General features: G+C 68.1%; 22 protein-coding genes. 16 read left to right on the top strand and 6 right to left on the bottom strand.

The window, feature by feature from the left end:
- Nucleotides 1-10 precede the first annotated feature (10 nt).
- From phhA to Q5H91_RS09225, 4 genes are all read left to right on the top strand, one after another.
- Nucleotides 11-877, top strand: coding sequence for a phenylalanine 4-monooxygenase (gene phhA, locus Q5H91_RS09240; RefSeq protein WP_305173098.1), 867 nt, complete (start codon nucleotides 11-13; stop codon nucleotides 875-877).
- A gap of 14 nt (nucleotides 878-891) precedes the next feature.
- Nucleotides 892-1,098 (top strand): TOBE domain-containing protein, encoded by a 207-nt coding sequence (locus Q5H91_RS09235; protein ID WP_305173097.1) that lies wholly within the window; start codon nucleotides 892-894, stop codon nucleotides 1,096-1,098.
- Nucleotide 1,099: 1 nt separating this feature from the next.
- The gene (locus Q5H91_RS09230; RefSeq protein WP_305173096.1) at nucleotides 1,100-1,471 is read left to right on the top strand and encodes a winged helix-turn-helix domain-containing protein; all 372 of its coding nucleotides are present in this window, start codon (nucleotides 1,100-1,102) and stop codon (nucleotides 1,469-1,471) included.
- Between the two features lie 122 nt (nucleotides 1,472-1,593).
- Nucleotides 1,594-3,993 (top strand): TonB-dependent receptor, encoded by a 2,400-nt coding sequence (locus tag Q5H91_RS09225; RefSeq protein ID WP_305173095.1) that lies wholly within the window; start codon nucleotides 1,594-1,596, stop codon nucleotides 3,991-3,993.
- 4 nt (nucleotides 3,994-3,997) lie between these two features.
- Here the strand turns inward: Q5H91_RS09225 and Q5H91_RS09220 are convergent, their stop codons facing one another.
- The 3 genes from Q5H91_RS09220 to Q5H91_RS09210 all read right to left on the bottom strand — a co-directional run bounded on the left by Q5H91_RS09220 (nucleotide 3,998) and on the right by Q5H91_RS09210 (nucleotide 7,107).
- Nucleotides 3,998-4,990: a 50S ribosomal protein L11 methyltransferase gene (locus tag Q5H91_RS09220; RefSeq protein ID WP_305173094.1), complete on the bottom strand. Its 993-nt coding sequence runs from the start codon at nucleotides 4,988-4,990 to the stop codon at nucleotides 3,998-4,000.
- The gene (locus tag Q5H91_RS09215; RefSeq protein WP_305173093.1) at nucleotides 4,980-5,669 is read right to left on the bottom strand and encodes an SDR family NAD(P)-dependent oxidoreductase; all 690 of its coding nucleotides are present in this window, start codon (nucleotides 5,667-5,669) and stop codon (nucleotides 4,980-4,982) included. Before Q5H91_RS09215 ends, Q5H91_RS09220 begins: the two co-directional genes overlap by 11 nt.
- A gap of 91 nt (nucleotides 5,670-5,760) precedes the next feature.
- On the bottom strand, nucleotides 5,761-7,107 hold the full coding sequence (locus Q5H91_RS09210) for a methyl-accepting chemotaxis protein (protein ID WP_305173146.1): 1,347 nt from the start codon (nucleotides 7,105-7,107) through the stop codon (nucleotides 5,761-5,763).
- A gap of 198 nt (nucleotides 7,108-7,305) precedes the next feature.
- Between Q5H91_RS09210 and sdhC the strand changes: the two genes are divergently transcribed.
- The 3 genes from sdhC to sdhA are packed head-to-tail and all read left to right on the top strand — an operon-like array spanning nucleotide 7,306 to nucleotide 9,904.
- On the top strand, nucleotides 7,306-7,716 hold the full coding sequence (sdhC, locus tag Q5H91_RS09205; protein ID WP_305173092.1) for a succinate dehydrogenase, cytochrome b556 subunit: 411 nt from the start codon (nucleotides 7,306-7,308) through the stop codon (nucleotides 7,714-7,716).
- Nucleotides 7,716-8,099, top strand: coding sequence for a succinate dehydrogenase, hydrophobic membrane anchor protein (gene sdhD, locus Q5H91_RS09200; RefSeq protein WP_305173091.1), 384 nt, complete (start codon nucleotides 7,716-7,718; stop codon nucleotides 8,097-8,099). Before sdhC ends, sdhD begins: the two co-directional genes overlap by 1 nt.
- Nucleotides 8,099-9,904, top strand: coding sequence for a succinate dehydrogenase flavoprotein subunit (gene sdhA, locus Q5H91_RS09195; protein ID WP_305173090.1), 1,806 nt, complete (start codon nucleotides 8,099-8,101; stop codon nucleotides 9,902-9,904). The genes sdhD and sdhA overlap by 1 nt, the downstream gene beginning before the upstream one ends.
- 20 nt (nucleotides 9,905-9,924) lie before the next feature.
- On the opposite strand, the gene Q5H91_RS09190 is transcribed toward sdhA, so the two are convergent.
- From Q5H91_RS09190 to Q5H91_RS09180, 3 genes are read right to left on the bottom strand one after another with little or no spacing between them, the layout of a single operon-like run.
- The gene (locus tag Q5H91_RS09190; protein ID WP_305173089.1) at nucleotides 9,925-10,248 is read right to left on the bottom strand and encodes a DUF5615 family PIN-like protein; all 324 of its coding nucleotides are present in this window, start codon (nucleotides 10,246-10,248) and stop codon (nucleotides 9,925-9,927) included.
- The gene (locus tag Q5H91_RS09185; protein ID WP_305173088.1) at nucleotides 10,245-10,478 is read right to left on the bottom strand and encodes a DUF433 domain-containing protein; all 234 of its coding nucleotides are present in this window, start codon (nucleotides 10,476-10,478) and stop codon (nucleotides 10,245-10,247) included. Before Q5H91_RS09185 ends, Q5H91_RS09190 begins: the two co-directional genes overlap by 4 nt.
- Before the next feature lie 31 nt (nucleotides 10,479-10,509).
- Nucleotides 10,510-11,511, bottom strand: coding sequence for an SDR family oxidoreductase (locus Q5H91_RS09180; protein ID WP_305173087.1), 1,002 nt, complete (start codon nucleotides 11,509-11,511; stop codon nucleotides 10,510-10,512).
- Nucleotides 11,512-11,617: 106 nt separating this feature from the next.
- Here Q5H91_RS09180 and Q5H91_RS09175 point away from each other — a divergent pair, with 106 nt between their 5' ends.
- The 9 genes from Q5H91_RS09175 (at nucleotide 11,618) to Q5H91_RS09135 (ending at nucleotide 21,310) form a co-directional block, all read left to right on the top strand.
- On the top strand, nucleotides 11,618-12,604 hold the full coding sequence (locus Q5H91_RS09175) for a C13 family peptidase (RefSeq protein ID WP_305173086.1): 987 nt from the start codon (nucleotides 11,618-11,620) through the stop codon (nucleotides 12,602-12,604).
- 49 nt (nucleotides 12,605-12,653) lie between these two features.
- The gene (locus Q5H91_RS09170) at nucleotides 12,654-13,229 is read left to right on the top strand and encodes an ATP-dependent Clp protease proteolytic subunit (protein WP_305173085.1); all 576 of its coding nucleotides are present in this window, start codon (nucleotides 12,654-12,656) and stop codon (nucleotides 13,227-13,229) included.
- 83 nt (nucleotides 13,230-13,312) lie between these two features.
- The gene (locus tag Q5H91_RS09165) at nucleotides 13,313-14,104 is read left to right on the top strand and encodes a succinate dehydrogenase iron-sulfur subunit (RefSeq protein WP_305173084.1); all 792 of its coding nucleotides are present in this window, start codon (nucleotides 13,313-13,315) and stop codon (nucleotides 14,102-14,104) included.
- A 126-nt stretch (nucleotides 14,105-14,230) separates the two neighbouring features.
- Complete coding sequence (locus tag Q5H91_RS09160) at nucleotides 14,231-14,680, top strand: PaaI family thioesterase (protein WP_305173083.1); 450 nt, start codon at nucleotides 14,231-14,233, stop codon at nucleotides 14,678-14,680.
- Between the two features lie 49 nt (nucleotides 14,681-14,729).
- The gene (zapE, locus tag Q5H91_RS09155) at nucleotides 14,730-15,818 is read left to right on the top strand and encodes a cell division protein ZapE (RefSeq protein WP_305173082.1); all 1,089 of its coding nucleotides are present in this window, start codon (nucleotides 14,730-14,732) and stop codon (nucleotides 15,816-15,818) included.
- A 185-nt stretch (nucleotides 15,819-16,003) separates the two neighbouring features.
- Nucleotides 16,004-16,966, top strand: coding sequence for a malate dehydrogenase (gene mdh, locus Q5H91_RS09150; RefSeq protein WP_305173081.1), 963 nt, complete (start codon nucleotides 16,004-16,006; stop codon nucleotides 16,964-16,966).
- A 49-nt stretch (nucleotides 16,967-17,015) separates the two neighbouring features.
- Nucleotides 17,016-17,306, top strand: a complete 291-nt coding sequence (locus Q5H91_RS09145) for a GIY-YIG nuclease family protein (RefSeq protein ID WP_305173080.1) — start codon at nucleotides 17,016-17,018, stop codon at nucleotides 17,304-17,306.
- Between the two features lie 79 nt (nucleotides 17,307-17,385).
- Nucleotides 17,386-18,270, top strand: a complete 885-nt coding sequence (gene sucD / locus Q5H91_RS09140; RefSeq protein WP_305173079.1) for a succinate--CoA ligase subunit alpha — start codon at nucleotides 17,386-17,388, stop codon at nucleotides 18,268-18,270.
- Nucleotides 18,271-18,352: 82 nt separating this feature from the next.
- Nucleotides 18,353-21,310 carry a 2-oxoglutarate dehydrogenase E1 component gene (locus Q5H91_RS09135; RefSeq protein ID WP_305173078.1) on the top strand — a complete coding sequence of 986 codons (2,958 nt, stop codon included), beginning with the start codon at nucleotides 18,353-18,355 and terminating at the stop codon, nucleotides 21,308-21,310.
- The last annotated feature ends 54 nt before the right edge of the window (nucleotides 21,311-21,364 follow it).

Here is a 21,364-nt window from a genome sequence, read left to right as displayed (position 1 = left end):
GGGTCTTTGCATGGCAGAGGAAACACACGTCCTCGACCGGCCGCCCGAGGGGGCCGCCGCCGACTGGACGATCGATCAGCACTGGGACCGCTACACGGCCGAGGAACACGCCACCTGGGACACGCTGTTCGCGCGCCAGGCGCAGCTGCTGCCCGGTCGCGCGTCGAACGCGTGGCTGAAGGGGCTGGACGTGCTGAAGCTCGACCGGCCCGGCATTCCCGATTTCCGCGCCCTGTCCGACCGGCTGATGGCACTGACCGGGTGGCAGGTGGTGGCGGTGCCGGGGCTGGTGCCCGACGACGTGTTCTTCGACCACATGGCCAATCGCCGCTTCGTCGCCGGCAACTTCATCCGCACGCCCGAGCAGCTCGATTACCTGCAGGAGCCGGACGTTTTTCACGACGTGTTCGGCCACGTCCCGATGCTCGCCGACCCGGTCTTCGCCGACTATCTGGCCGCCTATGGCCGGGGCGGGCAGCGCGCGCTGGGGCTGGGGGCGCTGAAGTACCTCTCGCGGCTCTACTGGTACACGGTCGAGTTCGGGCTGATCGCCGAGCCGGAGGGGCTGCGCATCTATGGCGCGGGCATCGTGTCGAGCTTCTCGGAAAGCCGCTTCGCGCTCGAGGATCCCAGTCCCGACCGGATCATGCTCGACCTCGCCCGCGTGATGCGGACCGAGTACCGGATCGACGATTTCCAGCAGAACTACTTCGTCGTGCCCAGCTTCGACGAGCTGCTGCGCCTGACGGTGGAAACCGACTTCGCGCCGCTCTACGACGCGCTGAAGCAGCAGCCCGATCTGCCCGTCGCGACGGTGCTCGACACCGACACGGTGCTGAATCGCGGCACACAGGACTATGCCCGCGCGAAGGGCTGAACGAGGACGAGATCATGAAGCTGAGCGCACGCAACCAGATCGCGGGCACCGTCGTGTCGATCACCCCCGGCGCGGTCAACGGCACCATCAAGGTCGATATCGGCGGCGGCAACGTCGTGACGGCCAGCATCACCGAGGAGGCGATCGCCGATCTGGCGCTGGCACAGGGCGACGCGGTGACCGTCGTCGTCAAGGCCAGCGACGTCATGATCGGCAAATGACGTGCAGGTCGGCCCGCTCAAGCTGAAGGTCCAGCTGACCTGCGGCGACGGCTTCGCGCTGGGGCCGGGCAAGGCGGACCTGCTCGACGCGATCATCGCGCATGGCTCGATCTCCGCCGCCGGCCGCGCGATCGGCATGAGCTATCGCCGCGCCTGGCTGCTGGTCGACGAGATGAACCGCTGCTTCGATCCCGTGCTGGTCGAGACGCTACGCGGCGGTGGGCAGGAGCGCGGTGCGCGGGTGACTGAGACGGGGCGTGCGATACTTGCCGCCTATCGCGCGCTGGAGGACGAGGCGGCGGCGCTGGCGATGCGGCCGGCCTGTGCGCAGCTGCTCGCCCATCTCCGCCCGGAGCCGCGCCCGACACATTGACCCCTTTCGTCATGCCAAACTAGCCCGGCATGACGAAGCTGTATATACGCGCAGATACACACTCGATATACGACCGGACATAAAGGCGTGGGCAAACCGCGCCGCCAAGGGGTTCCCGGTCGATGACGAAGCGTTTCCTGTCCGCCCTGTGCGCGTCCGGCTGCCTGTGGTGCGTCCAGCCCGCCGCGGCGCAGACCGCCGCCGCCGACACTGCGCAGGAGGCGGATGACGGCCTCGCCCCGGTCATCGTCACCGCGCGTCGCCGCCCCGAGGACGCGTTGCGCGTGCCCGCCGCCCTGTCGGTGGTCGGCGGCGACCTGCTCGACCAGAGCTATACGGTGAACACGCAGGGGCTGACCGCGCTGATCCCTAGCCTGAACTACAGCTCCGCCAACCCGCGCAACACCGCCTTCACCATCCGCGGGCTGGGGTCGAGCGTCGTCGCGGTCAGCCAGGCCAATGACGGGCTGGAGCCGGGCGTCGGCTTCTATGTCGACCAGGTCTATCACGCCCGCCCGGCGACCGCCGCGTTCGACTTCGCCGATATCGAGCAGGTCGAGGAGCTGCGGGGGCCGCAGGGAACGCTGTTCGGCAAGAACACCACCGCCGGCGCGATCAACATCACCACCCGCGCGCCGACCTTCACGCGTGAGGGGTTCGCCGAGGTCTCGTACGGCAGCTACGATTTCGTCCAGGCGAAGGGCTGGGTGTCCGGGCCGATCACCGACACGATCGCGTACCGCGTGTCGGGCGTGTCGACGCGGCGCGACGGCGTGCTCGACAATGTCCGCACCGGCCGCGCTGCCAATACGCTGGGCACGCAGGCGGTGCGCGGGCAGCTGCTGTTCAGGCCGGACGACACCATCCAGATGCGGGTCAGCGCCGACTTCACCAACTTCCAGGCCTATTGCTGCACCCAGGTGCCGCTCCGCGTCGGCACCAGCCGGCGGGCGGCGGCGCGGCAGTATCCGGCGCTCGCCCGGCTGTTCGGCTATGCGCCGCCCTCGTTCGACTATCGGGACCGCGTGACCGACATCGACGGGCCGCTGGGCGTCGACACCAACGAGGGCGGGGTGGCGGCGATCACCGACTGGAACATCGGACCGGCGACGATCACCTCGGTCACCGCCTGGCGCTTCTGGAACTGGGATGCGGAGAACGACCGCGACTATACCGGCCTGCCGATCCAGCTGAGCCAGCACATCCCCTCGCGCCAGGACCAGTACAGTCAGGAGCTGCGGCTGGCCTCGAACGGGGAGCAGCGGCTGGGCTATGTCGTCGGCCTCTACGGCTTCCGGCAGAAGATCGTCGGGCGGCCGATCTCGATCTATGGCCCGGCGGGCGCGTGGTGGCTGATCGGCCAGACCATCCCGACCAGCGCGACCAATCCGACGCCGGTGAACGTGCCGTCCAACCTGCTGAACGGCTATGGCCAGGACGGCCGCACCGACTTCCGCACGCAGAGCTATGCCGCGTTCGGCGAGGTCAACTGGCGCGTGTTCGACCCGCTGACCCTGACCGGCGGGCTGCGCTACACGCACGAGGACAAGGACGGCTATTACTCGACCTTCAACACCGGCGGCCCGGCGATCACCGGCACGGCGGCGCAGGTCACCGCACTGACCAATGCGCGGCTCGGCGTGCTGCGCGGCCAGACCTACGAGGCGCATGACAGGGACGGCAGCCTGTCGGGCCGCGCCAACGCCGCGCTGGAGCTTGCCGAGGGGCTGCTGACCTATGCCAGCTACGCGCGCGGCTTCAAATCGGGCGGCATCAACATGTCGGGCCTGCCGCTCAACGCGCAGAACCAGCCCGCGCTGAGCGCCGCCGTCGTCCGGCCGGAGCGCAACACCACCTACGAGGTCGGGGTGAAGGCGCAGGCGTTCGGACGGCGGCTGGTGCTGGCCGTCGATGCCTATCACACGCGGGTCCGCGACTTCCAGGCGACGATCGTCGACACCGGCCCGACCCAGACCGCGGCGCTGCGCGGCTACCTGTCCAACATCCCGCTGGTGACGGTGAAGGGCGTGGAGGCGGACGCGGTCGCGCGGGTGCTGCCCGGGCTGACGCTGCGCGCCGCACTCGCCTATGCCGATGGGCGCTACACCCGCTATCCGGCCGGCCCGTGCCCGCTGGAGGCGCAGACGGCGACGACCAGCGCCTGCGACCTGACCGGCCGCCGCCTCGCCTCGCTGCCGCGCTGGGCGGTGACGGCGGGGCTCGACTATGTCCGCGCCGTCGGTACGGGTCAGGTCTTCGTCCATGTCGACACTGCGTCGCGCAGCGGCTTCAACGGCGATCCCTCGCTGTCGCGCTTCACCTGGATCGGCGGCTACAACCTGACCAACGCCAATATCGGCTATCGTTTCGAGAGCGGGGTCGAGCTGATCGTTTTTGCGCGCAACCTGCTGGATGCCGACTATGTCCAGAACCTGACGATCCAGGCGGGCAATTCCGGACTGGTGCTGGGCAGCCCCAGCGACCCGCGCACGGTGGGCGCGACGCTGCGCTTCCGGATGTAAGCGTTCAGATATCGAGCGCCCAGCCGTCGCGGCCCTTGGGGTCGAACGGCTGGGTCGGGACGTAGCGCTCGGCCCCGGCGGCCAGCCGCAGCACGGTCCAGTCGCCGCGCCGGTCGCGCGCCTCGACGGTGCAGCCGCAGGCGCGGTACGCCGCCTCCACGCCCTCGCGCTGCGTCTCCAGCAGCCCGGCGAGCAGCACCGTCGCGCCCGGTGCGGCGATGGCGGCGATCTCGGGCGCCATCGACACCAGCGGCCCGGCGAGGATGTTGGCGATGACGAGGTCGTAGGGGGCGTGCGCCACGATCGCGTCGTCCAGCGTCCCGTCGGCGACGATCAGCCGCGTGCCCTCGACGCCGTTCAGCGTCGCGTTGGCCGCCGTCACCTCGATCGCGACGGGATCGATGTCGGTCGCGGTCACGTCCGCTTCAGGCCACAGTTCCAGCGCGGCGAAGGCGAGCAGGCCGGTGCCGGTGCCGATATCGATCACCTTCGCGAACCGCTTGCCGTCCAGCGCCATGCGGTCGAGCATCGCCAGGCAGCCACTGGTCGTCCCGTGATGCCCCGTGCCGAAGGCGCGGCCCGCGTCGATCAGGAAGGCGCGGGTGCCCGGCTCCGGCGTCGGCGGATGCGCGCTGGTGTGGACGACGAAGCGCCCCTCGCGAATCGGCTCCAGCCCCTGCTGGCTCAGCGTCACCCAGTCCTCGTCTGTCAGCTGCACGACCTCGGCCGCGCGACCACCCGCACTCGGTACCAGCGCGCCCAGCGCGGCGAGCATGGCGGCGTCAGGCGCGGCGTCCATATAGGCGTCGAGCCGCCAGCGCTCGACATCGTCCTCCACTTCCTCGGTGGTCATCAGCACCGCGTCGATCGCCAGGTCCGACGCGGCGTCGATCGCCTCCGCCTCTGCACGGGTGCAGGGCAGGGTGACGCGCCAGCTATCGGCGGCGCTGGCGGTCGCCGGGGCGCCGGCCGGTCCGATCGCTCCGCTATCGGACATAGGAGGCGCCGTTCACGTCGAGCACCGCGCCGGTCATCGACGCCGGCGCCTCGGTCGCCAGATAGCGGACAACGCTCGCCACCTCGGCGGGATCGGCAACCCGGCCGAGCGGAATGTCGGCGAGCAATTTGTCGCCGCCGCGGCTCTCCAGATAATCCTCGGCCATGCCGGTCATGGTGAAGCCCGGGCAGACCGCGAAAGCGAGGATGCCGTCACGGGCATAGCCGCGCGCGATCGTCTTGGTCATCGCGACCATTCCTGCCTTGGACGCGGCATAGTGCCAGTGGGCGGGACTGTCGCCGCGATAGGCGGCGCGGCTGGCGACGTTGACGATCCGCCCGCCGACCCCCCGTCGCTGCCAGTGGAGCACTGCCAGCCGGCACAGCTCGGCCGCGGCGGTCAGGTTGATCCGCATCGTTCGCTCCCACCCGGCGGTCCAGTCGTCCGCGCCCAGCGGGTTCGCCTCGAACACCCCGGCATTGTTGACCAGCACGTCGATCTCACCGCCCGCCCGGTCAAGCGCCGCGTCCCATAGCGCGGCGGCGGCGTGCGGCTCGTCGAAGTCGGCGGGAATGCCGCTGGCGGTGCCGTGGCCGATCACGTCGTGACCCGCTTCGCGCAGCGCCCCATCGATCGCGGCACCGATGCCGCGGCTGGATCCGGTGAGAAGTATCGTCATGCCCGGCGCTTAGCGCAGGGTGGGGCCAGGGGCCATGCCTGGCTGTAACCCCGTGTCGTCGTCCCGGCATTCGCCGGGATGACGTGCGAGGTCAGGCCGCGACCTTGGTCACGAAATCCTCGGCGCTCGACCGCAGCATCCCCAGCCGCCCGTCCAGCGCGTCGAAGCCGCGGCCGACGCCGTCGATCTCCGACGCGACATTCTCGGTATCCTCGCGGATCGCGGCGATAGTCGAGGACATCGAATCGGCCGCCAACGCGGTCTCGTCGACCGCGGCGGTGATCGCGGTCACCGTCTGCGCCTGCGCCTCCATCGCGTAGCGGATGCGCTCGGCCGATTCCTGCACCTCGGCAACGGTGGACTTGATCGACGCGTTGGTGACGACGGTCGAGCGGGTGGCGGACTGGATCGCGGCGATCTTGGCGGCGATATCGTCGGTCGCGCGCGCGGTCTGGCTGGCGAGGCTCTTCACCTCCTGTGCAACCACCGCAAAGCCACGCCCGGCATCACCCGCGCGCGCCGCCTCGATCGTGGCGTTCAGCGCGAGAAGGTTGGTCTGGCCCGCAATGTCGCGGATCAGACCCAGGATCGATTCGATCGACTTGGCATGGTCGGACAGCGCCTCCGACATGCCGACCGCCTGGCCGGCCTGCGCAGCGGCGCGCGTCGCGATCTCGGCGGCGGCGTCGACCTCGGTGCGGGCATCCTCGATCGCGCGGATCAGGCCGGCGGCGGTCTGCGCCGCCTCGCGCATCGCGACCGCCGATTGCTCGGCAGCGGCGGCGACCTCGGACGATTTGCCCAGCATGCCGCGCGCCAGCATCGACACGCGCCCGCTCTGGGTGCGCAGCGTGCCCGAATCGCTGCTCGCGACCTCGACCGTCACGCCGATGCTCTCGTGGAACTCCGACGTCAGGCGGTCACGGGCGTGGCGCGCCTCGTGCGCGGCGAAGCCGGCGAACAGCTCGACGGTCAGCTCCGTCTCCATGCCGAACAGCCGCAGCAGCGCGTCGATGATCGCTGGATAGCGGGGATCGTCGGCGGGCAGGCGGCGGCACAATACGTTCAGCGCCGCCCGATCGCTGGCGCAGGACATCGCCAGCACCTCCATCGGCGAGATGCCGGAGCGATAGGCGGCGGCGACCGAGCGCTCGAGCGACTCCACCCAGTCGCGCCCCGCCAGCGAGCAGAACCGGTTACGCAGATAGGCGCGCCCCGCCTCGGCCCGGCGCTGCTGGTCCAGCGGCGTCCACTCCCTCTGCCCGGGGTGCGAGCGGTTCCACGAACTCCAGTACGCCTCGACGATCTCGTCGGCTTCCGGCTCTATGATCGTCCACAGCGCTGCGGCATTCTCCAACAGGCTGTTGTCGCCGCCGTCGAACGCGCGGATGCGAGCCTGGATGTCGATCCGGGCGGCGATCGTGGTCGGCGCGGGCATGTTGCTGTCGGACACGGGCAATACTCTCGCGGAAAAAGGAATTATGCGGCACATGAGGTATCCCGCATTGGTTAAGGCGGGGTTATGGCTCGTGCTCCGATGACGCGGTGCGGCGTGCGTGCTTGCATCCCGCGACCGGGGGTCGCATAGGCGCGGAACAGGTTTTTTCCCGCCACTCCACCGCATACGAGGCACGCCTTGGCATCCCGCAATCCCGCCCGGCCGCTCAGCCCGCATCTGACCATCTGGCGCTGGGGCCCGCACATGCTGGTCTCGATCCTCCACCGTGCGACCGGCAGCGGCATGGCGACGGTGGGCGCGATGCTGCTCGTCTGGTTCCTCGCCGCGCTGGCGGGCGGGGCAGACAGCTATGCGACCTTCGTCGACACGTTCACGGTCGAATCCGGCGGGCTGAACGTGTTGGGCTACATCGTCGGCGTGGGGCTGACCTTGTCGCTGTTCCAGCACATGATGACCGGCATCCGCCATCTGGTGCTCGACACCGGCGCCGGGTTCGAGCTGCGCACCAACAAGCTGGGTGCGCTGGCGACGATGCTGGCATCGGTCATGCTGACCGCGCTGTTCTGGCTCTATCTGGGGATCAAGTAATGCGTTCCGGCACCTCGCTCGGTCGCGTTCGCGGCCTTGGCTCGTCCAAGGAGGGCGCGCATCACTGGTGGCAGCAGCGGCTGACCGCCGGCTCCAACTTCCTCCTGATGCTGTGGTTGGTGGTCTCGATCGCCCGCCAGCCGGCGTTCGACTACGCGTCGATGCGCTTCTGGCTGTCGAGCGCGTGGGTCGCGCTGCCGATGACGCTGCTGATCCTCTCAGTCTTCTGGCATTTCCGCATGGGATTGCAGGTGGTGATCGAGGATTACCAGCATGACGAGAGCCGCGTCGTCGCCCTCGTCCTTCTCAACTTCTTCGTGGTGGCGCTGGGTGCCACCGCCATCTTCTCGATCCTCAGGATCGCGTTCGGAGCCGCCGCCTGATGTCCGCTGCCGCCTACAAGATCATCGATCACACCTATGACGCGGTGGTGGTCGGCGCCGGCGGGTCGGGCCTGCGCGCCACCATGGGCATCGCCGAGAGCGGGCTGAAGACCGCCTGCATCACCAAGGTGTTCCCGACCCGCAGCCACACTGTCGCGGCACAGGGCGGCATCGCCGCCTCGCTCGGCAACAACTCGCCCGATCACTGGTCGTGGCACATGTACGACACCGTCAAGGGCTCCGACTGGCTCGGCGACCAGGACGCGATCGAGTATCTCTGCCGCGAGGCGCCGCAGGCGGTCTACGAGCTGGAACATGCCGGCGTGCCGTTCAGCCGCAACGAGGACGGCACGATCTATCAGCGCCCGTTCGGCGGCCACATGCAGAATATGGGCGAGGGGCCGCCGGTGCAGCGCACTTGCGCCGCCGCCGACCGTACCGGCCACGCGATGCTCCACGCGCTGTACCAGCAGTCGCTGAAGTACGACGCCGACTTCTACGTCGAATATTTCGCGCTCGACCTCATCATGGAAAACGGCGCCTGCCGCGGCGTGATCGCGCTGTGCATGGAGGATGGCTCGATCCATCGCTTCCGCGCGCATCAGGTGGTGCTGGCGACCGGCGGCTATGGCCGCTGCTATTTCTCCGCCACCTCGGCGCACACCTGCACCGGCGACGGCAACGCGATGGTGCTGCGCGCCGGCCTGCCGCTGCAGGACATGGAGTTCGTCCAGTTCCACCCGACCGGCATCTACGGCGCCGGCGTCCTCATCACCGAGGGCGCGCGCGGTGAGGGCGGCTACCTGACCAACAAGGAGGGGGAGCGCTTCATGGAGCGTTACGCCCCCTCCGCCAAGGATCTGGCCAGCCGCGACGTCGTATCGCGATCGATGGCGATGGAGATGCGCGAGGGTCGCGGCGTCGGCGACCATGGCGATTACATATATCTCCACCTCGACCATATCGACCCCAAGGTGCTCGCCGAGCGGCTGCCGGGGATCACCGAGACGGGCAAGATCTTCGCCGGTGTCGACCTGACGCGCCAGCCGCTGCCGGTGACGCCGACCGTCCATTATAATATGGGCGGCATTCCGACCAATTATCACGGCGAGGTCGTGCGCCTCAAGGACGGCGATCCCGACAGCGTCGTCCCCGGCCTGTTCGCGGTCGGCGAGGCGGCATGCGTCTCCGTCCATGGCGCCAACCGCCTGGGATCGAACTCGCTGATCGACCTGGTCGTGTTCGGCCGTGCGACGGGTCTGCGCATCAAGGACATCCAGAAGCCGAACGCGCCGCACAATCCCCTCCCCAAGGGGTCTGAGGAGCTGGCGCTCAGCCGCCTCGACGGGTTCCGCAACGCCGCCGGCGGCTCGCCAACCGCCAAGCTGCGCACCGAGATGCAGCGCACCATGCAGAAGCACTGCGCCGTGTTCCGCGACAGCGCCCTCCTGACCGAGGGCGTGGCAAAGATGGAGCAGATCTATGCCGGGATGCAGGACGTATCGGTCAAGGATCGCTCGCTGATCTGGAACACCGATCTGGTCGAGACGCTGGAACTCGACAACCTGATGGCGCAGGCGTCGGTGACCATCAAGGCCGCCGAGAACCGCAAGGAATCGCGCGGCGCCCACATGCACGAAGACTTCCCGGAGCGCGACGACGCAAACTGGATGAAGCACACGCTGACGACGTTCGAAGGCTGGGGTGGCAAGGGCGGTACGGTCGCGATCGATTACCGCCCGGTCCACGACTATACGATGACTGACGACATCGACTACATCAAGCCGAAGAAGCGAGTGTATTGAGGGCGGGGTCCACCCCGCCTTCAGCGTAACTCGATCAGCCGATCACCGCGGGCGAGCATTGTCTCGACCGCGGGCCATCCCTCCTCAAGGCGCGCAATCAGCACGCGATTGGACGCGTTGCCGATGCGTATCCAAACGAAGCTGAATCGATCGGGAAGTCGGAGGCGGAGAAAGTCCTCGTCTTTCGAAACCAACGTCCGCTGCTCGGCCTCCGCCAAGTCGGCGATCATCTGGTCGGGAGCGTTGCCAAGATCGCACGAGGCAACGTGAATGGAGTCGTGGCCGCGGTCGTTGAGCCAGTCGCTTAGCTTGGGCGGCAATTGCGCATCGACGATGAACTTCACGCAGCCGCGCTGACAATCGGGTGATCGGCTGCCCTCGCGGCAAAGGCGAGGCATGCGCGAATGTCGGCCTCGACCACATACGGGAAATCTTCCAGAATCTCGTCGGCGGTCGTACCGCCGGCCAGCATGTCCAAAATGTCGCTCACCCGCATGCGGGTGCCCGTGACAGTCGGACGACCGCCGCAGATCGCCGGATCGATGGTGATGCGCGCGGACTCGATGGTGGCCATGGCGGGAAGATCGGCCGCCCGCTCTGCTCCGTCAACCCCGCCGCCGCATCGCCAGCCCCGCCGCCGCCAGCAACACCCCGCCGATCCCCACCGCCGCGGTCGTCTTGGGATGCAGCGCTGCGGCGGTGTAGAGGCTGGTCTTGCGGGCCGCGGGGTGCTCGCCCGAGCGTTCCTCGCCGGCATGGACGCCCCATTTGATGTTATCGGGCGTGGGCTGTACGCGGGATTTGTCGACGAAGCTGCGCGCCGCCTTGGGTGCCAGCCACTCGTACAGCGCCGGGAAGTGCGCGGCGAACAGCGCCTGCGCGCGTGCCGCGCCGCCGACGGTCACCTCGCGGGTCGGCCTTACGGCGCAGGCAAGGATCGCGTCGGCGACCAGTTGCGGGTCATAGACAGGTGGCGGGATCTGCGCCTCGCCACCCTCGTGATTGGCGGCGTGCTGGGCGATCGGCGTGTCGATGCCGGCCGGCTTGACCAGCGTGACCACGACCGGCGCTCCTTCCTGCGCCAGCTCCATGCGCAGCACGTCGATATAGGCTTTGGCGGCATGCTTGGACGCCGAGTAGGCGCCCATGATCGGCGCCGGCATCTCCGACGCGACCGAACCGACCGTAATCAGCGCCCCGCCATGCCGTCGCAGATAGGGCAGGGCGGCTTGGCAGCCATGCACCATGCCGAAATAGTTGGTGCGGAACAGCCGCTCATGTTCGTCGAGCGGCGTATCCGACAGCCGTGCGTAGATCGCCACGCCGGCGTCGTTGACCCAGGTATCGATGCGGCCGAATACCTGCTCGGCATAGGCGGCGGCGGCCTTTACCCCGTCAGGATCCCCGACATCGGCGGCCTTGGCCTCCACGCGGCAGCCCTCCGCCTGCAACTCCGCGACCAGCTCGCGCAGCACGTCTTCGGATCGGGCGACCATCAGCACGCTCGCCCCGGCGCGCGCCGCGGTGCGTGCGGTGACCAGCCCGATGCCGGAACTCGCGCCGGTGATGACGATCGCCTGATCGCGGAGCGGCTTCAACTTGACCATGATGCTGGTTTCTCCCGTGACGACGCCTTCAACCCCGTGCTTTATCAAGGGGTTCCGCCGAGCGCGCGACAGCCGCTTGACCGCTCATCCATTTCGCCGGACACCGGTGATTGTGGGAACGGCGCGCATTCGGGCGGTGATCGCGGGGCTGGCGACGGCCGGCGTCGCCGCGCTGCTGGCCGCTGAGGAGCCGCCACCTACCCACAGCCGCAATCCCCCGCTGTTCGGCACGGCCACGCCCGAGGAGGCGGCGGCGCTCGCCGACGGTGCCGTCGCGATCGAGCATGACCGCACCCCCGCCCGCCAACTGGCGGAGCATCGCCGCCTCTCCGCCGCGCTGGCGTCGCTGGGGCCGCAACGGCCGGGCAAGGTCGACGCCTATGTCGTCGCGGTCGCGCTGGACAGCGATCCCGTTTTCGCACGCGAGGCGCGGGAAGCGGGGCGCGTCCTCACCCGCCGCTACGCCGCCGCCGGGCGCAGCGTGACGCTGGCGGGCAGCGACGGGCGCGACGGTGCGCCGCTCGCGATGGGCTCGCCCGCCGCGCTCGCCACCGTTCTTGCCCGTGTCGCGGAACTGATGGACGTGCATGAGGACGTGCTGGTCCTCTATCTGACCGCGCACGGTGCGCCGATCGGCATCGTCTATAACGACGGTGACCAGGGATATGGCGCGATCTCGCCGGCGGCGCTGTGGACGACGCTGTCGATGCTGGGCATCGGCAACCGTCTGGTGCTGGTCAGCGCCTGTTTCTCCGGCACCTTCGTGCCGATGCTGGCGAGCGACACCAGCGTGATCCTGACCGCCTCCTCGGCCGATCGGACCTCGTTCGGCTGCCGGGCCGATAATGACTGGACGTTCTTCGGCGACGCGATGGTCAACCACGCGCTGCGCAAGGGCCAGCCGCTCGCCCGCGCCGCGGCGGAGGCGCGCGCGACGATCGCCGGGTGGGAGAAGGCGGGCGACCTCGAACCCTCGCGGCCGCAGGTGTCGATCGGAGCCGGCACCGCCCGCTGGCTCGCCGCGCTGGAGCCTGCGCCCGATGGCGGCGCGCCGGTCGGCCGCCCCGCGACCGACGCGCTGGAGGAGCGCTGAAAACGCCGGGTCCACGGAACCTCGCCACCCGCACCGGGTTTGCCGCGCCATGACCGACACCCGAGGCAACGCCGCCAACTATCCGCTCCTCGCCGCACCCCATGTCCAGCTCTACGGGCCGGTGAACGAGGCCATGTACGCCAGTTTCAAGCAGCAGGTGGCGGATGCGCCTGCTGACGGTCCGCTGGTCGTGTCGATCACCACGCTGGGCGGCGATCCCGAGATGGCGCGCGCGATGGGGGACGGCATTCGTCTGATCCGCGAATATACCGGCCGGGACACGCTGTTCCTCGGCAAGGTCGCGGTTTACTCGGCAGGGGCGACCTTCATGGCGGCCTTTCCCGTCGACAGCCGCTTCCTGACCCGCGGCACCCGGCTGATGATCCACGAGCGGCTGATGAACTCGACGATCCAGTTGAACGGTCCGCTCAGCACGCTCGACTATCTGCTCAAGGCCAAGCTGAACGAGATCGCGGACTCGATCCGCATCCAGGACGAGGGGTTCGCCGCGCTGGTCGAGGGATCGCAGGTGCCGCTATCCGAGCTGAAGGAGAAGGCGCCGTCCAACTGGTATATCGAGGCGGAGGAGGCGCGGCGGCGCGGCCTGGTCCTCGACATCATCTGACGGTGCCGGCCAGCGTTCATGACATTGCCGCGACGCGGCAGGGATGTTAACGGCCACCGCTATATCAGGTATCGGGACGCAGCATGGCCGAATTCGCCCTCCCCAAGAACAGCCGCATCAGCAAGGGCACCGATCACCCCGCCACCGGTGCGCCGGCGGCGAAGGGCCGGTTGAAGAAGTTCAAGGTCTATCGCTACGATCCCGACAGCGGCCAGAATCCGCGTTACGACAATTTCGAGATCAATCTGGACGAGTGCGGGCCGATGGTGCTCGACGCGCTCATCAAGATGAAGGCGGAGCAGGACAGCTCGCTGACCTTCCGCCGGTCTTGTCGGGAGGGGATCTGCGGTTCCTGCTCGATGAACATCGACGGTCGCAATGGCCTCGCCTGCACGACCGCGATCGAGGACGTGAAGGGCGAGGTGCGGATCACCCCGCTGCCGCACATGGACGTGGTCAAGGACCTGGTCCCCGACTTCACCCACTTCTACGCGCAGTACAGCTCGATCAAGCCGTGGCTGCAGACCGTCACCCCCGCGCCTGCCGGCAAGGAGCGGCTGCAGAGCCCGGAAGACCGCCAGAAGCTCGACGGCCTGTACGAGTGCATCCTGTGCGCCTGCTGCTCGACCAGCTGCCCCAGCTATTGGTGGAACAGCGACAAGTTCCTGGGGCCGGCGATCCTGCTCCAGGCGTATCGCTGGCTGGCCGACAGCCGTGACGAGATGACCGGCGACCGGCTCGACGAGCTGGAGGATCCGTTCCGCCTCTATCGCTGCCACACCATCATGAACTGCGCGAACGTCTGTCCCAAAGGCCTGAACCCCGCCAAGGCGATCGCCGAGATCAAGAAGATGGAGGCTGAAAGGATCGTGTGAGGTCGAGCCAGTGGATCAGCGACGCTGATCCACGTCGCGGGCTCGACCCCGGCCGGCCTCGCGCGAGCGAGGACCGACGGCGTGGCTTCGCCACGCCGCCCCCGCAAGCAGAACGAGCCCCATTCCATGACCGACCCCTTCGTCGACCTGCTCGTCGCCGACCAGCCCGGCTGGCTGGAATGGCGCCCCTCCGACCCGACCCGGTTCAACACGCTGATGGGTGCGATCACCTGGCGGATCGAGGACGGGACGGCGCGGGTGCGGATGACGCCGGAGCATCGCCACTCGAACGTCCGCGATGCGGTGCATGGCGGCGTCACGCTGGCCTTTATCGACATCGCGCTGTTCGCCGCCGCGCGTGGCTTCGGGCTGGTGACGGCGGGGACGGCGGTGACGCTGGGCCTCGACACCCAGTTCATCGGCGAGGGTCGGATCGGCGAGCCGCTGGAGGCGCAGGTCGAGCTGCTGCGCGAGACCGGGCGCCTGTTGTTCCTGCGCGGGCTGGTGGTGCAGGGCGAGGACACGCACCGGGTCGCCGCCTTCTCCGCCACCATCCGCAAGCCGCCGCGCGCATGATGCCGCCCCGCACCCCCGCGTGCGCCCGCCTTCGCGGGAGAACAGGGGCATGACCGTCCTCGCCGCCTACGAGGCGCTGATCGCCGCCGGAGAGCTGCGCCCCGACCTGGAACAGGCCGCCGCCGCCGCCCGCCTTCAGGCGCTCGCGACCGAACTTGAGCATCCTCGCAAGGCCGGCTTTCTCCGCCGCCGCACCGTGCCCGCGCGCGGCGTCTATCTCTGGGGCGACGTGGGTCGCGGCAAGTCGATGCTGATGGACCTGTTCTTCCAGCACGTCGCCGTGCCGCAGAAGCGCCGCGTCCATTTCGCCGAGTTCATGCTCGAGGTGCACGGCCGTATCGCGATCGAGCGGCGCAAGGAGCAGGGCGACCCCATCCCCCCGGTCGCCGCCGCGCTGGCGGAGGAGGCGCCGCTCCTCGCCTTTGACGAGATGATGGTCACCAACAGCCCCGACGCGATGATCCTGTCGCGGCTGTTCACCGCGCTGATCGAGGCGGGGGTGACGATCGTCACCACTTCCAACCGTGCGCCGTCGGAGCTGTACAAGAACGGCCTGAACCGCGAGCATTTCCTGCCCTTCATCGCGCTGGTGCAGGAGCGGCTCGACGTGCTGGCGCTGAACGGCCCGGTCGATTACCGGCGCGACCGGCTGGGTAGCCAGCAGACCTGGCTGGTGCCCAACGGTGCGGAGGCGACCGCCAGCCTCTCCGCCGCCTTCTTCCGCCTGACCGATCACGAGGTGACCGAGCCGATCCCGTCCGAGGATCTGGCCGTCCAGGGCCGTACGCTGCACGTTCCCAAGACGCTGAAGGGTGTCGCCGTCTTCTCGTTCCGCAAATTGTGCGGCGAGGCGCGCGGCGCGGCCGACTATCTCGCGGTCGCGCGCCGGTTCCACACCGTCATCCTCGTCGGCATCCCCCGCTTGGGGCCGGAGAACCGCAACGAGGCGGCGCGCTTCGTGTCGCTGATCGACGCGCTCTACGAACACAAGGTCAAGCTGCTCGCCGCCGCCGATGCTGCGCCCGCTGACCTCTACCCCAGCGGCGACGGCGCCTTCGAATTTCAGCGCACCGTCAGCCGTCTGGAGGAGATGCAGTCGGATGACTATCTCGGCGCGGGCCATGGCGAGACGGCGTAGCGCGGCTACGCCGCACACCATCCCCCCGCCAGCGCAGGACAAGTTAGCCCTCGATCGCCTTATTGATCTTGCGAACCATTATCAAAACTAATCCTTAACCGGGTCGCTTTAGCGGTTGCCCGATCCCGGCAATGGGCGTAGGCGGCATGTCCAATCGCTCGCGACCCCGATGGAGAAGGATTGGAATGGCCCGCAAGAAGATCGCGCTGATCGGCGCCGGCAATATCGGCGGCACGCTCGCGCACCTCGCCGCCTTGAAGGGGCTGGGCGACATCGTCCTGTTCGACGTGGTCGAGGGCGTGCCCCAGGGCAAGGCGCTCGACCTGTCGCAGTGCGGCCCGGTCGAGGGGTTCGATGCGAACATCAAGGGCTCGAACGATTACGCCGACATCGCCGGCGCAGACGTCATCATCGTCACCGCCGGTGTCGCGCGCAAGCCCGGCATGAGCCGCGACGACCTGCTCGGCATCAACCTGAAGGTGATGAAGGCGGTCGGCGAGGGCATCGCCGCCAACGCCCCCGACGCCTTCGTGATCTGCATCACCAACCCGCTCGACGCGATGGTCTGGGCGCTGCGCGAATTCTCCGGCCTGCCGCACAACAAGGTGGTCGGCATGGCGGGCGTGCTCGACTCGGCGCGCTTCAGCCACTTCCTCGCCGAGGAGTTCGGCGTGTCGGTGAAGGACGTGAACACCTTCGTTCTCGGCGGCCATGGCGACACGATGGTGCCGGTGCTGGAATATTCGACGGTTAGCGGCATCCCCGTCGCCGACCTGATCGACATGGGCTTCTCCACCAAGGAGAAGGTCGACGAGATCATCAAGCGCACCCGCGGCGGTGGCGGCGAGATCGTGGCGCTGCTGAAGACCGGCTCGGCCTATTATGCGCCCGCGACCAGCGGCATTGCGATGGCGGAGGCATATCTCTACGACCAGAAGCGCATCCTGCCCGCTGCAGCGCACCTGACCGGCCAGTACGGGATCGACGATCTCTATGTCGGCGTGCCGGTGGTGATCGGCGCCGGCGGCGTCGAGAAGGTGGTCGAGGTCAAGCTGTCGGACGAGGCCAAGGGCAACCTCCAGGTGTCGGTCGACGCGGTGAAGGAGCTGCTGGTGGCCTGCAAGGGGATCGATGGCTCGCTGAACTAAGCTCCGCTGTTCCCCGGCGAAGGCCGGGGCCCAGTTGGGAAAGCCCGCGATGGAGAGGTCCGGCTTCGTCTACATCATGGCCAGCCGGGTGAATGGAACGATCTATATCGGTGTAACCAGCGATCTCGCCGCACGGGCGTACCAGCACCGCAACGGCATGGTCGAAGGCTTCACCCGAAAACATGGTTGCACGCTGCTGGTCTGGTATGAGGTCCACGACGCACTGGACAATGCGAGACTTCGCGAGCGCCAGTTGAAGAAATGGAACCGCGACTGGAAGCTGCGGCTGATTGAACAGAAGAACCCCGACTGGCTCGATTTGTACCAGTCGTTGTTCTGATATCTCGTGCTCCCGCGAAGGCGGGAGCCCAGTACTGGGTCCCCGCCTTCGCGGGGATACAATGGAGTTGGGAGCTAAGATGAGCATCCTCGTCGACAAGAATACCAAGGTCATCACCCAGGGCATGACCGGCGAGACCGGCAGCTTCCATACCAAGGCGGCGCTGGAATACGGCACGCAGATGGTCGGCGGCGTCACGCCGGGCAAGGGCGGCACCACCCACCTCGACCTGCCGGTGTTCGACACCGTGGCCGAGGCGAAGGCGAAGACCGGCGCTGATGCCAGCGTGATCTACGTCCCGCCTCCCTTCGCGGCCGACTCGATCCTCGAGGCGATCGACGCCGAGATCCCGCTGATCGTGACCATCACCGAGGGTATCCCGGTGCTCGACATGGTCCGCGTCAAGCGCGCACTGTCGGGATCGAAGTCGCGGCTGATCGGTCCGAACTGCCCCGGCGTGCTCACCCCCGGCGAGTGCAAGATCGGCATCATGCCGGGCTCGATCTTCCGCCAGGGTTCGGTCGGCGTCGTCTCGCGCTCGGGCACGCTGACCTATGAGGCGGTGTTCCAGACCTCGAACGCCGGCCTGGGCCAGACCACCGCGGTCGGCATCGGCGGCGATCCGGTCAACGGTACCAACTTCATCGACGTGCTCGAGCTGTTCCTGGCCGACGAGGCGACCCAGTCGATCATCATGATCGGCGAGATCGGCGGCGACGCCGAGGAGCAGGCCGCGCAGTTCCTGATCGACGAGGCCAAGCGCGGCCGCAAGAAGCCGATGGCCGGCTTCATCGCGGGCCGCACCGCGCCCCCGGGTCGCCGCATGGGCCATGCCGGCGCGATCGTGTCGGGCGGCAAGGGCGATGCCGAGAGCAAGATCGCGGCGATGGAGGCGGCCGGGATCAAGGTCGCGGCCAGCCCGTCGGAGCTGGGTTCGACCCTGCTCGAGGTGCTGAAGGGCTGAACGCCCTTCACTGTGTTCCCGCGAAGGCGGGAACACAGTACTGGGCCCCCGCCTTCGCGGGGGCACAAAAAGGTGAGTGACGATGGGCTACGAAGGCCAGGATTTCAGCGACATCGCCGCGGGCGTCAGCCCGGCGTTCATCGAAGGGCTGTACGCGAAGTACAGCACCGACCCCGGTTCGGTCGACGCCGGCTGGCGCGGCTTCTTCGAGGGGCTGGAGGGCGGCGCGTCGCAGCCGAGCTGGCAGAGCGACCGTTGGCCGCTGACCACCACCGACGACCTGACCGCCGGCCTCGACCCTACCCAGATGGAGCCGGCACCCAAGCCGGCGCGCGGTGGCAAGCCTGCCGCACCCGCCGCCGCGGCGCCGTCGAAGGACGATATCGTCAAGGCCGCGGCCGACGCGATCCGCGCGCAGCTGCTGATCCGCACCTACCGGGTGCGCGGCCACTATGCCGCCAATCTCGACCCGCTCGGCCTCGTCAAGCGCGAGATGCCGGAGGATCTGCGCACCGAATATCACGGCTTCTCCGACAATGACCTCGACCGCCCGGTCTATCTCGGCGGCACGATGGGGTTCGAGTGGGCGACGATCCGCCAGCTCGTCGACACGCTGCGCAAGAATTACTGCGGCAATGTCGGGCTGGAATTCATGCACATCGCCGATGTCGAGGAGCGTCGCTTCCTCCAGGACCGCATGGAGGGCCAGGACAAGGCGATCGAGTTCACCACCGACGGCAAGAAGGCGATCCTGAACAAGGTGATCGAGGCCGAGCAGTGGGAAAAGTTCCTGGGCCGTAAATATGTCGGCACCAAGCGCTTCGGCCTGGACGGCGGCGAGAGCATGATCCCGGCGCTGGAATCGGTCATCAAATATGGCGGCCAGGCCGGCGTGCGCGAGATCGTGATCGGCATGGCGCATCGCGGCCGGCTGAACGTACTCGCCAATGTCATGGCCAAGCCGCTGCGCGTGATCTTCCACGAGTTTGCCGGCGGATCGGCCAACCCGGACGATATCGGCGGCTCGGGCGACGTGAAGTATCACCTGGGCACCTCGACCGACCGTGAGTTCGACGGGCACAAGGTCCATATGTCGCTGGTCGCCAACCCCTCGCATCTCGAGGCGGCGGACCCGGTCGTGCTGGGCAAGACCCGCGCGATCCAGACGCTGACCAACGACCTGAAGGAACACACCGCCGCGCTGCCCGTGCTGATCCACGGCGACGCCGCGTTCGCGGGCCAGGGGATCGTGTGGGAGTGCCTCGGCTTCTCGGGCATCCGCGGCTACAACACCGGCGGCTGCGTCCACTTCATCATCAACAACCAGATCGGCTTCACGACGAGCCCGCAGTTCGCGCGCTCCTCGCCCTATTCGTCCGACGTGGCGAAGGGTGTCCAGGCGCCGATCTTCCACGTCAACGGCGACGATCCGGAGGCGGTGACCTTCGCCACCAAGATGGCGATGGAATTCCGCCAGAAGTTCCACCGCGACATCGTCATCGACATGTGGTGCTATCGCCGCTTCGGCCATAACGAGGGCGACGAGCCGAGCTTCACCCAGCCGCTGATGTACAAGGTCATCAAGGATCATCAGCCGGTCAGCGCGATCTATGCCAAGCGGCTGGAGGCCGAGGGCGTCGTCGACGCGAAGTGGGTCGATGACAACGTCGCGCAATATGTCGCGCGTCTGGAAGGCGAGTTCGAGGCGGGCGCGAGCTACAAGCCGAACAAGGCCGACTGGTTCGCCGGCCGCTGGACCGGCCTGTCCGCGCCGACCGAGCGCCTGACCGATCGCCGCACCGCCGAAACCGGCATCAATCCCAAGCTGTTCGACAGCCTGGGCCGCACGCTGACGACGATCCCCGACACGATCCAGGTCCACAAGACGCTGGCGCGCGTTCTCGATGCCAAGCGGCAGATGTTCGCTACGGCTGCGAACTTCGACTGGGCGACCGGCGAGGCGCTCGCCTTTGGCTCGCTCCAGGCCGAGGGATACGGCGTCCGCCTGTCGGGCCAGGATTCCGGTCGCGGCACGTTCAGCCAGCGCCACGCCGTCTGGGTCGACCAGACCGACGAGCATAAGTATGTGCCGCTCTCGACCGTGGAGCATGGCAGTTTCGAGGTGCTGGACTCGCCGCTGTCCGAGTACGGCGTGCTCGGGTTCGAATATGGCTATGCGCTCGCGGACCCGAAGACGCTGGTAATGTGGGAGGCGCAGTTCGGCGACTTCGTCAACGGCGCGCAGATCATGATCGACCAGTTCATCGCGAGCGGAGAGGCCAAGTGGCTGCGCGCCAACGGTCTCGTCATGCTGCTGCCGCACGGGTACGAGGGGCAGGGGCCTGAACATTCGTCGGCCCGGCCCGAGCGGTTCCTGCAGCTGTGCGCAGGCGACAACATGCAGGTCGCCAACTGCACCACGCCGGCCAATTATTTCCACCTGCTGCGCCGCCAGATGCATCGCAGCTTCCGGAAACCCCTGATCGTCTTCACGCCCAAGTCGCTGCTCCGCCACAAGCTGGCGGTGTCGCAAGCGGCGGATTTCCAGGGCGACAGCCACTTCCAGCGCATCATATCCGACACCAACGGCGCGGCGGATGCGGAGACGAAGCGGCTGGTGCTGTGCACCGGCAAGGTCGCCTATGACCTGATCGAGGCGCGAGACGCGGCGGCAGACCAGGGCATCCAGATCGTCCGCATCGAGCAGCTCTATCCTTTCCCGGGCGAGCCGCTGGCCGAGCGGGTGAAGCGGATGCCGAACCTGGAAGAGGTGATCTGGGCGCAGGAGGAGCCGAAGAACCAGGGCTATTGGTTCTTCACCGAGCCGCTGATCGAGGAGGCGCTCGCCGCCGCCGGATCGACCGTCAAGCGCGCCCGCTATGCCGGCCGCGCGGCCGCCGCGTCGCCCGCCACCGGCCTGATGAAGCGCCACACGACCGAGCAGGGCGCGCTGGTCGCCGACGCGCTCGGCCACAGCGTCCGCGAGGAAATCCGCCGCAGCCGCGAGAGTGACAAGAAGGCCGGCAAGGCCGGCGCGTAACCACCCAATGTGCGCCCGCGAAGGCGGGCGCCCAGTAACTGGGTCCACGCCTTT

Source organism: Sphingomonas aurea, assembly GCF_030678875.1.
GTDB classification, from domain to species: domain Bacteria; phylum Pseudomonadota; class Alphaproteobacteria; order Sphingomonadales; family Sphingomonadaceae; genus Sphingomonas; species Sphingomonas aurea.
Note: the sequence above shows the minus strand (reverse complement) of the source record. Positions and strands in the feature narration are given on the sequence as shown.

Excerpts from the sequence above, each read along its gene's own strand:
- phhA (WP_305173098.1), top strand. The coding sequence starts at position 11 with ATGGCAGAGGAAACACACGTCCTCGACCGGCCGCCCGAGGGGGCCGCC.
- Q5H91_RS09235 (WP_305173097.1), top strand. The coding sequence starts at position 892 with ATGAAGCTGAGCGCACGCAACCAGATCGCGGGCACCGTCGTGTCGATC.
- Q5H91_RS09225 (WP_305173095.1), top strand. The coding sequence starts at position 1,594 with ATGACGAAGCGTTTCCTGTCCGCCCTGTGCGCGTCCGGCTGCCTGTGG.
- Q5H91_RS09220 (WP_305173094.1), bottom strand. The coding sequence starts at position 4,990 with ATGTCCGATAGCGGAGCGATCGGACCGGCCGGCGCCCCGGCGACCGCC.
- Q5H91_RS09215 (WP_305173093.1), bottom strand. The coding sequence starts at position 5,669 with ATGACGATACTTCTCACCGGATCCAGCCGCGGCATCGGTGCCGCGATC.
- Q5H91_RS09210 (WP_305173146.1), bottom strand. The coding sequence starts at position 7,107 with ATGCCCGCGCCGACCACGATCGCCGCCCGGATCGACATCCAGGCTCGC.
- sdhD (WP_305173091.1), top strand. The coding sequence starts at position 7,716 with ATGCGTTCCGGCACCTCGCTCGGTCGCGTTCGCGGCCTTGGCTCGTCC.
- sdhA (WP_305173090.1), top strand. The coding sequence starts at position 8,099 with ATGTCCGCTGCCGCCTACAAGATCATCGATCACACCTATGACGCGGTG.
- Q5H91_RS09185 (WP_305173088.1), bottom strand. The coding sequence starts at position 10,478 with ATGGCCACCATCGAGTCCGCGCGCATCACCATCGATCCGGCGATCTGC.
- Q5H91_RS09180 (WP_305173087.1), bottom strand. The coding sequence starts at position 11,511 with ATGGTCAAGTTGAAGCCGCTCCGCGATCAGGCGATCGTCATCACCGGC.
- Q5H91_RS09170 (WP_305173085.1), top strand. The coding sequence starts at position 12,654 with ATGACCGACACCCGAGGCAACGCCGCCAACTATCCGCTCCTCGCCGCA.
- Q5H91_RS09165 (WP_305173084.1), top strand. The coding sequence starts at position 13,313 with ATGGCCGAATTCGCCCTCCCCAAGAACAGCCGCATCAGCAAGGGCACC.
- Q5H91_RS09160 (WP_305173083.1), top strand. The coding sequence starts at position 14,231 with ATGACCGACCCCTTCGTCGACCTGCTCGTCGCCGACCAGCCCGGCTGG.
- zapE (WP_305173082.1), top strand. The coding sequence starts at position 14,730 with ATGACCGTCCTCGCCGCCTACGAGGCGCTGATCGCCGCCGGAGAGCTG.
- mdh (WP_305173081.1), top strand. The coding sequence starts at position 16,004 with ATGGCCCGCAAGAAGATCGCGCTGATCGGCGCCGGCAATATCGGCGGC.
- Q5H91_RS09145 (WP_305173080.1), top strand. The coding sequence starts at position 17,016 with ATGGAGAGGTCCGGCTTCGTCTACATCATGGCCAGCCGGGTGAATGGA.
- sucD (WP_305173079.1), top strand. The coding sequence starts at position 17,386 with ATGAGCATCCTCGTCGACAAGAATACCAAGGTCATCACCCAGGGCATG.
- Q5H91_RS09135 (WP_305173078.1), top strand. The coding sequence starts at position 18,353 with ATGGGCTACGAAGGCCAGGATTTCAGCGACATCGCCGCGGGCGTCAGC.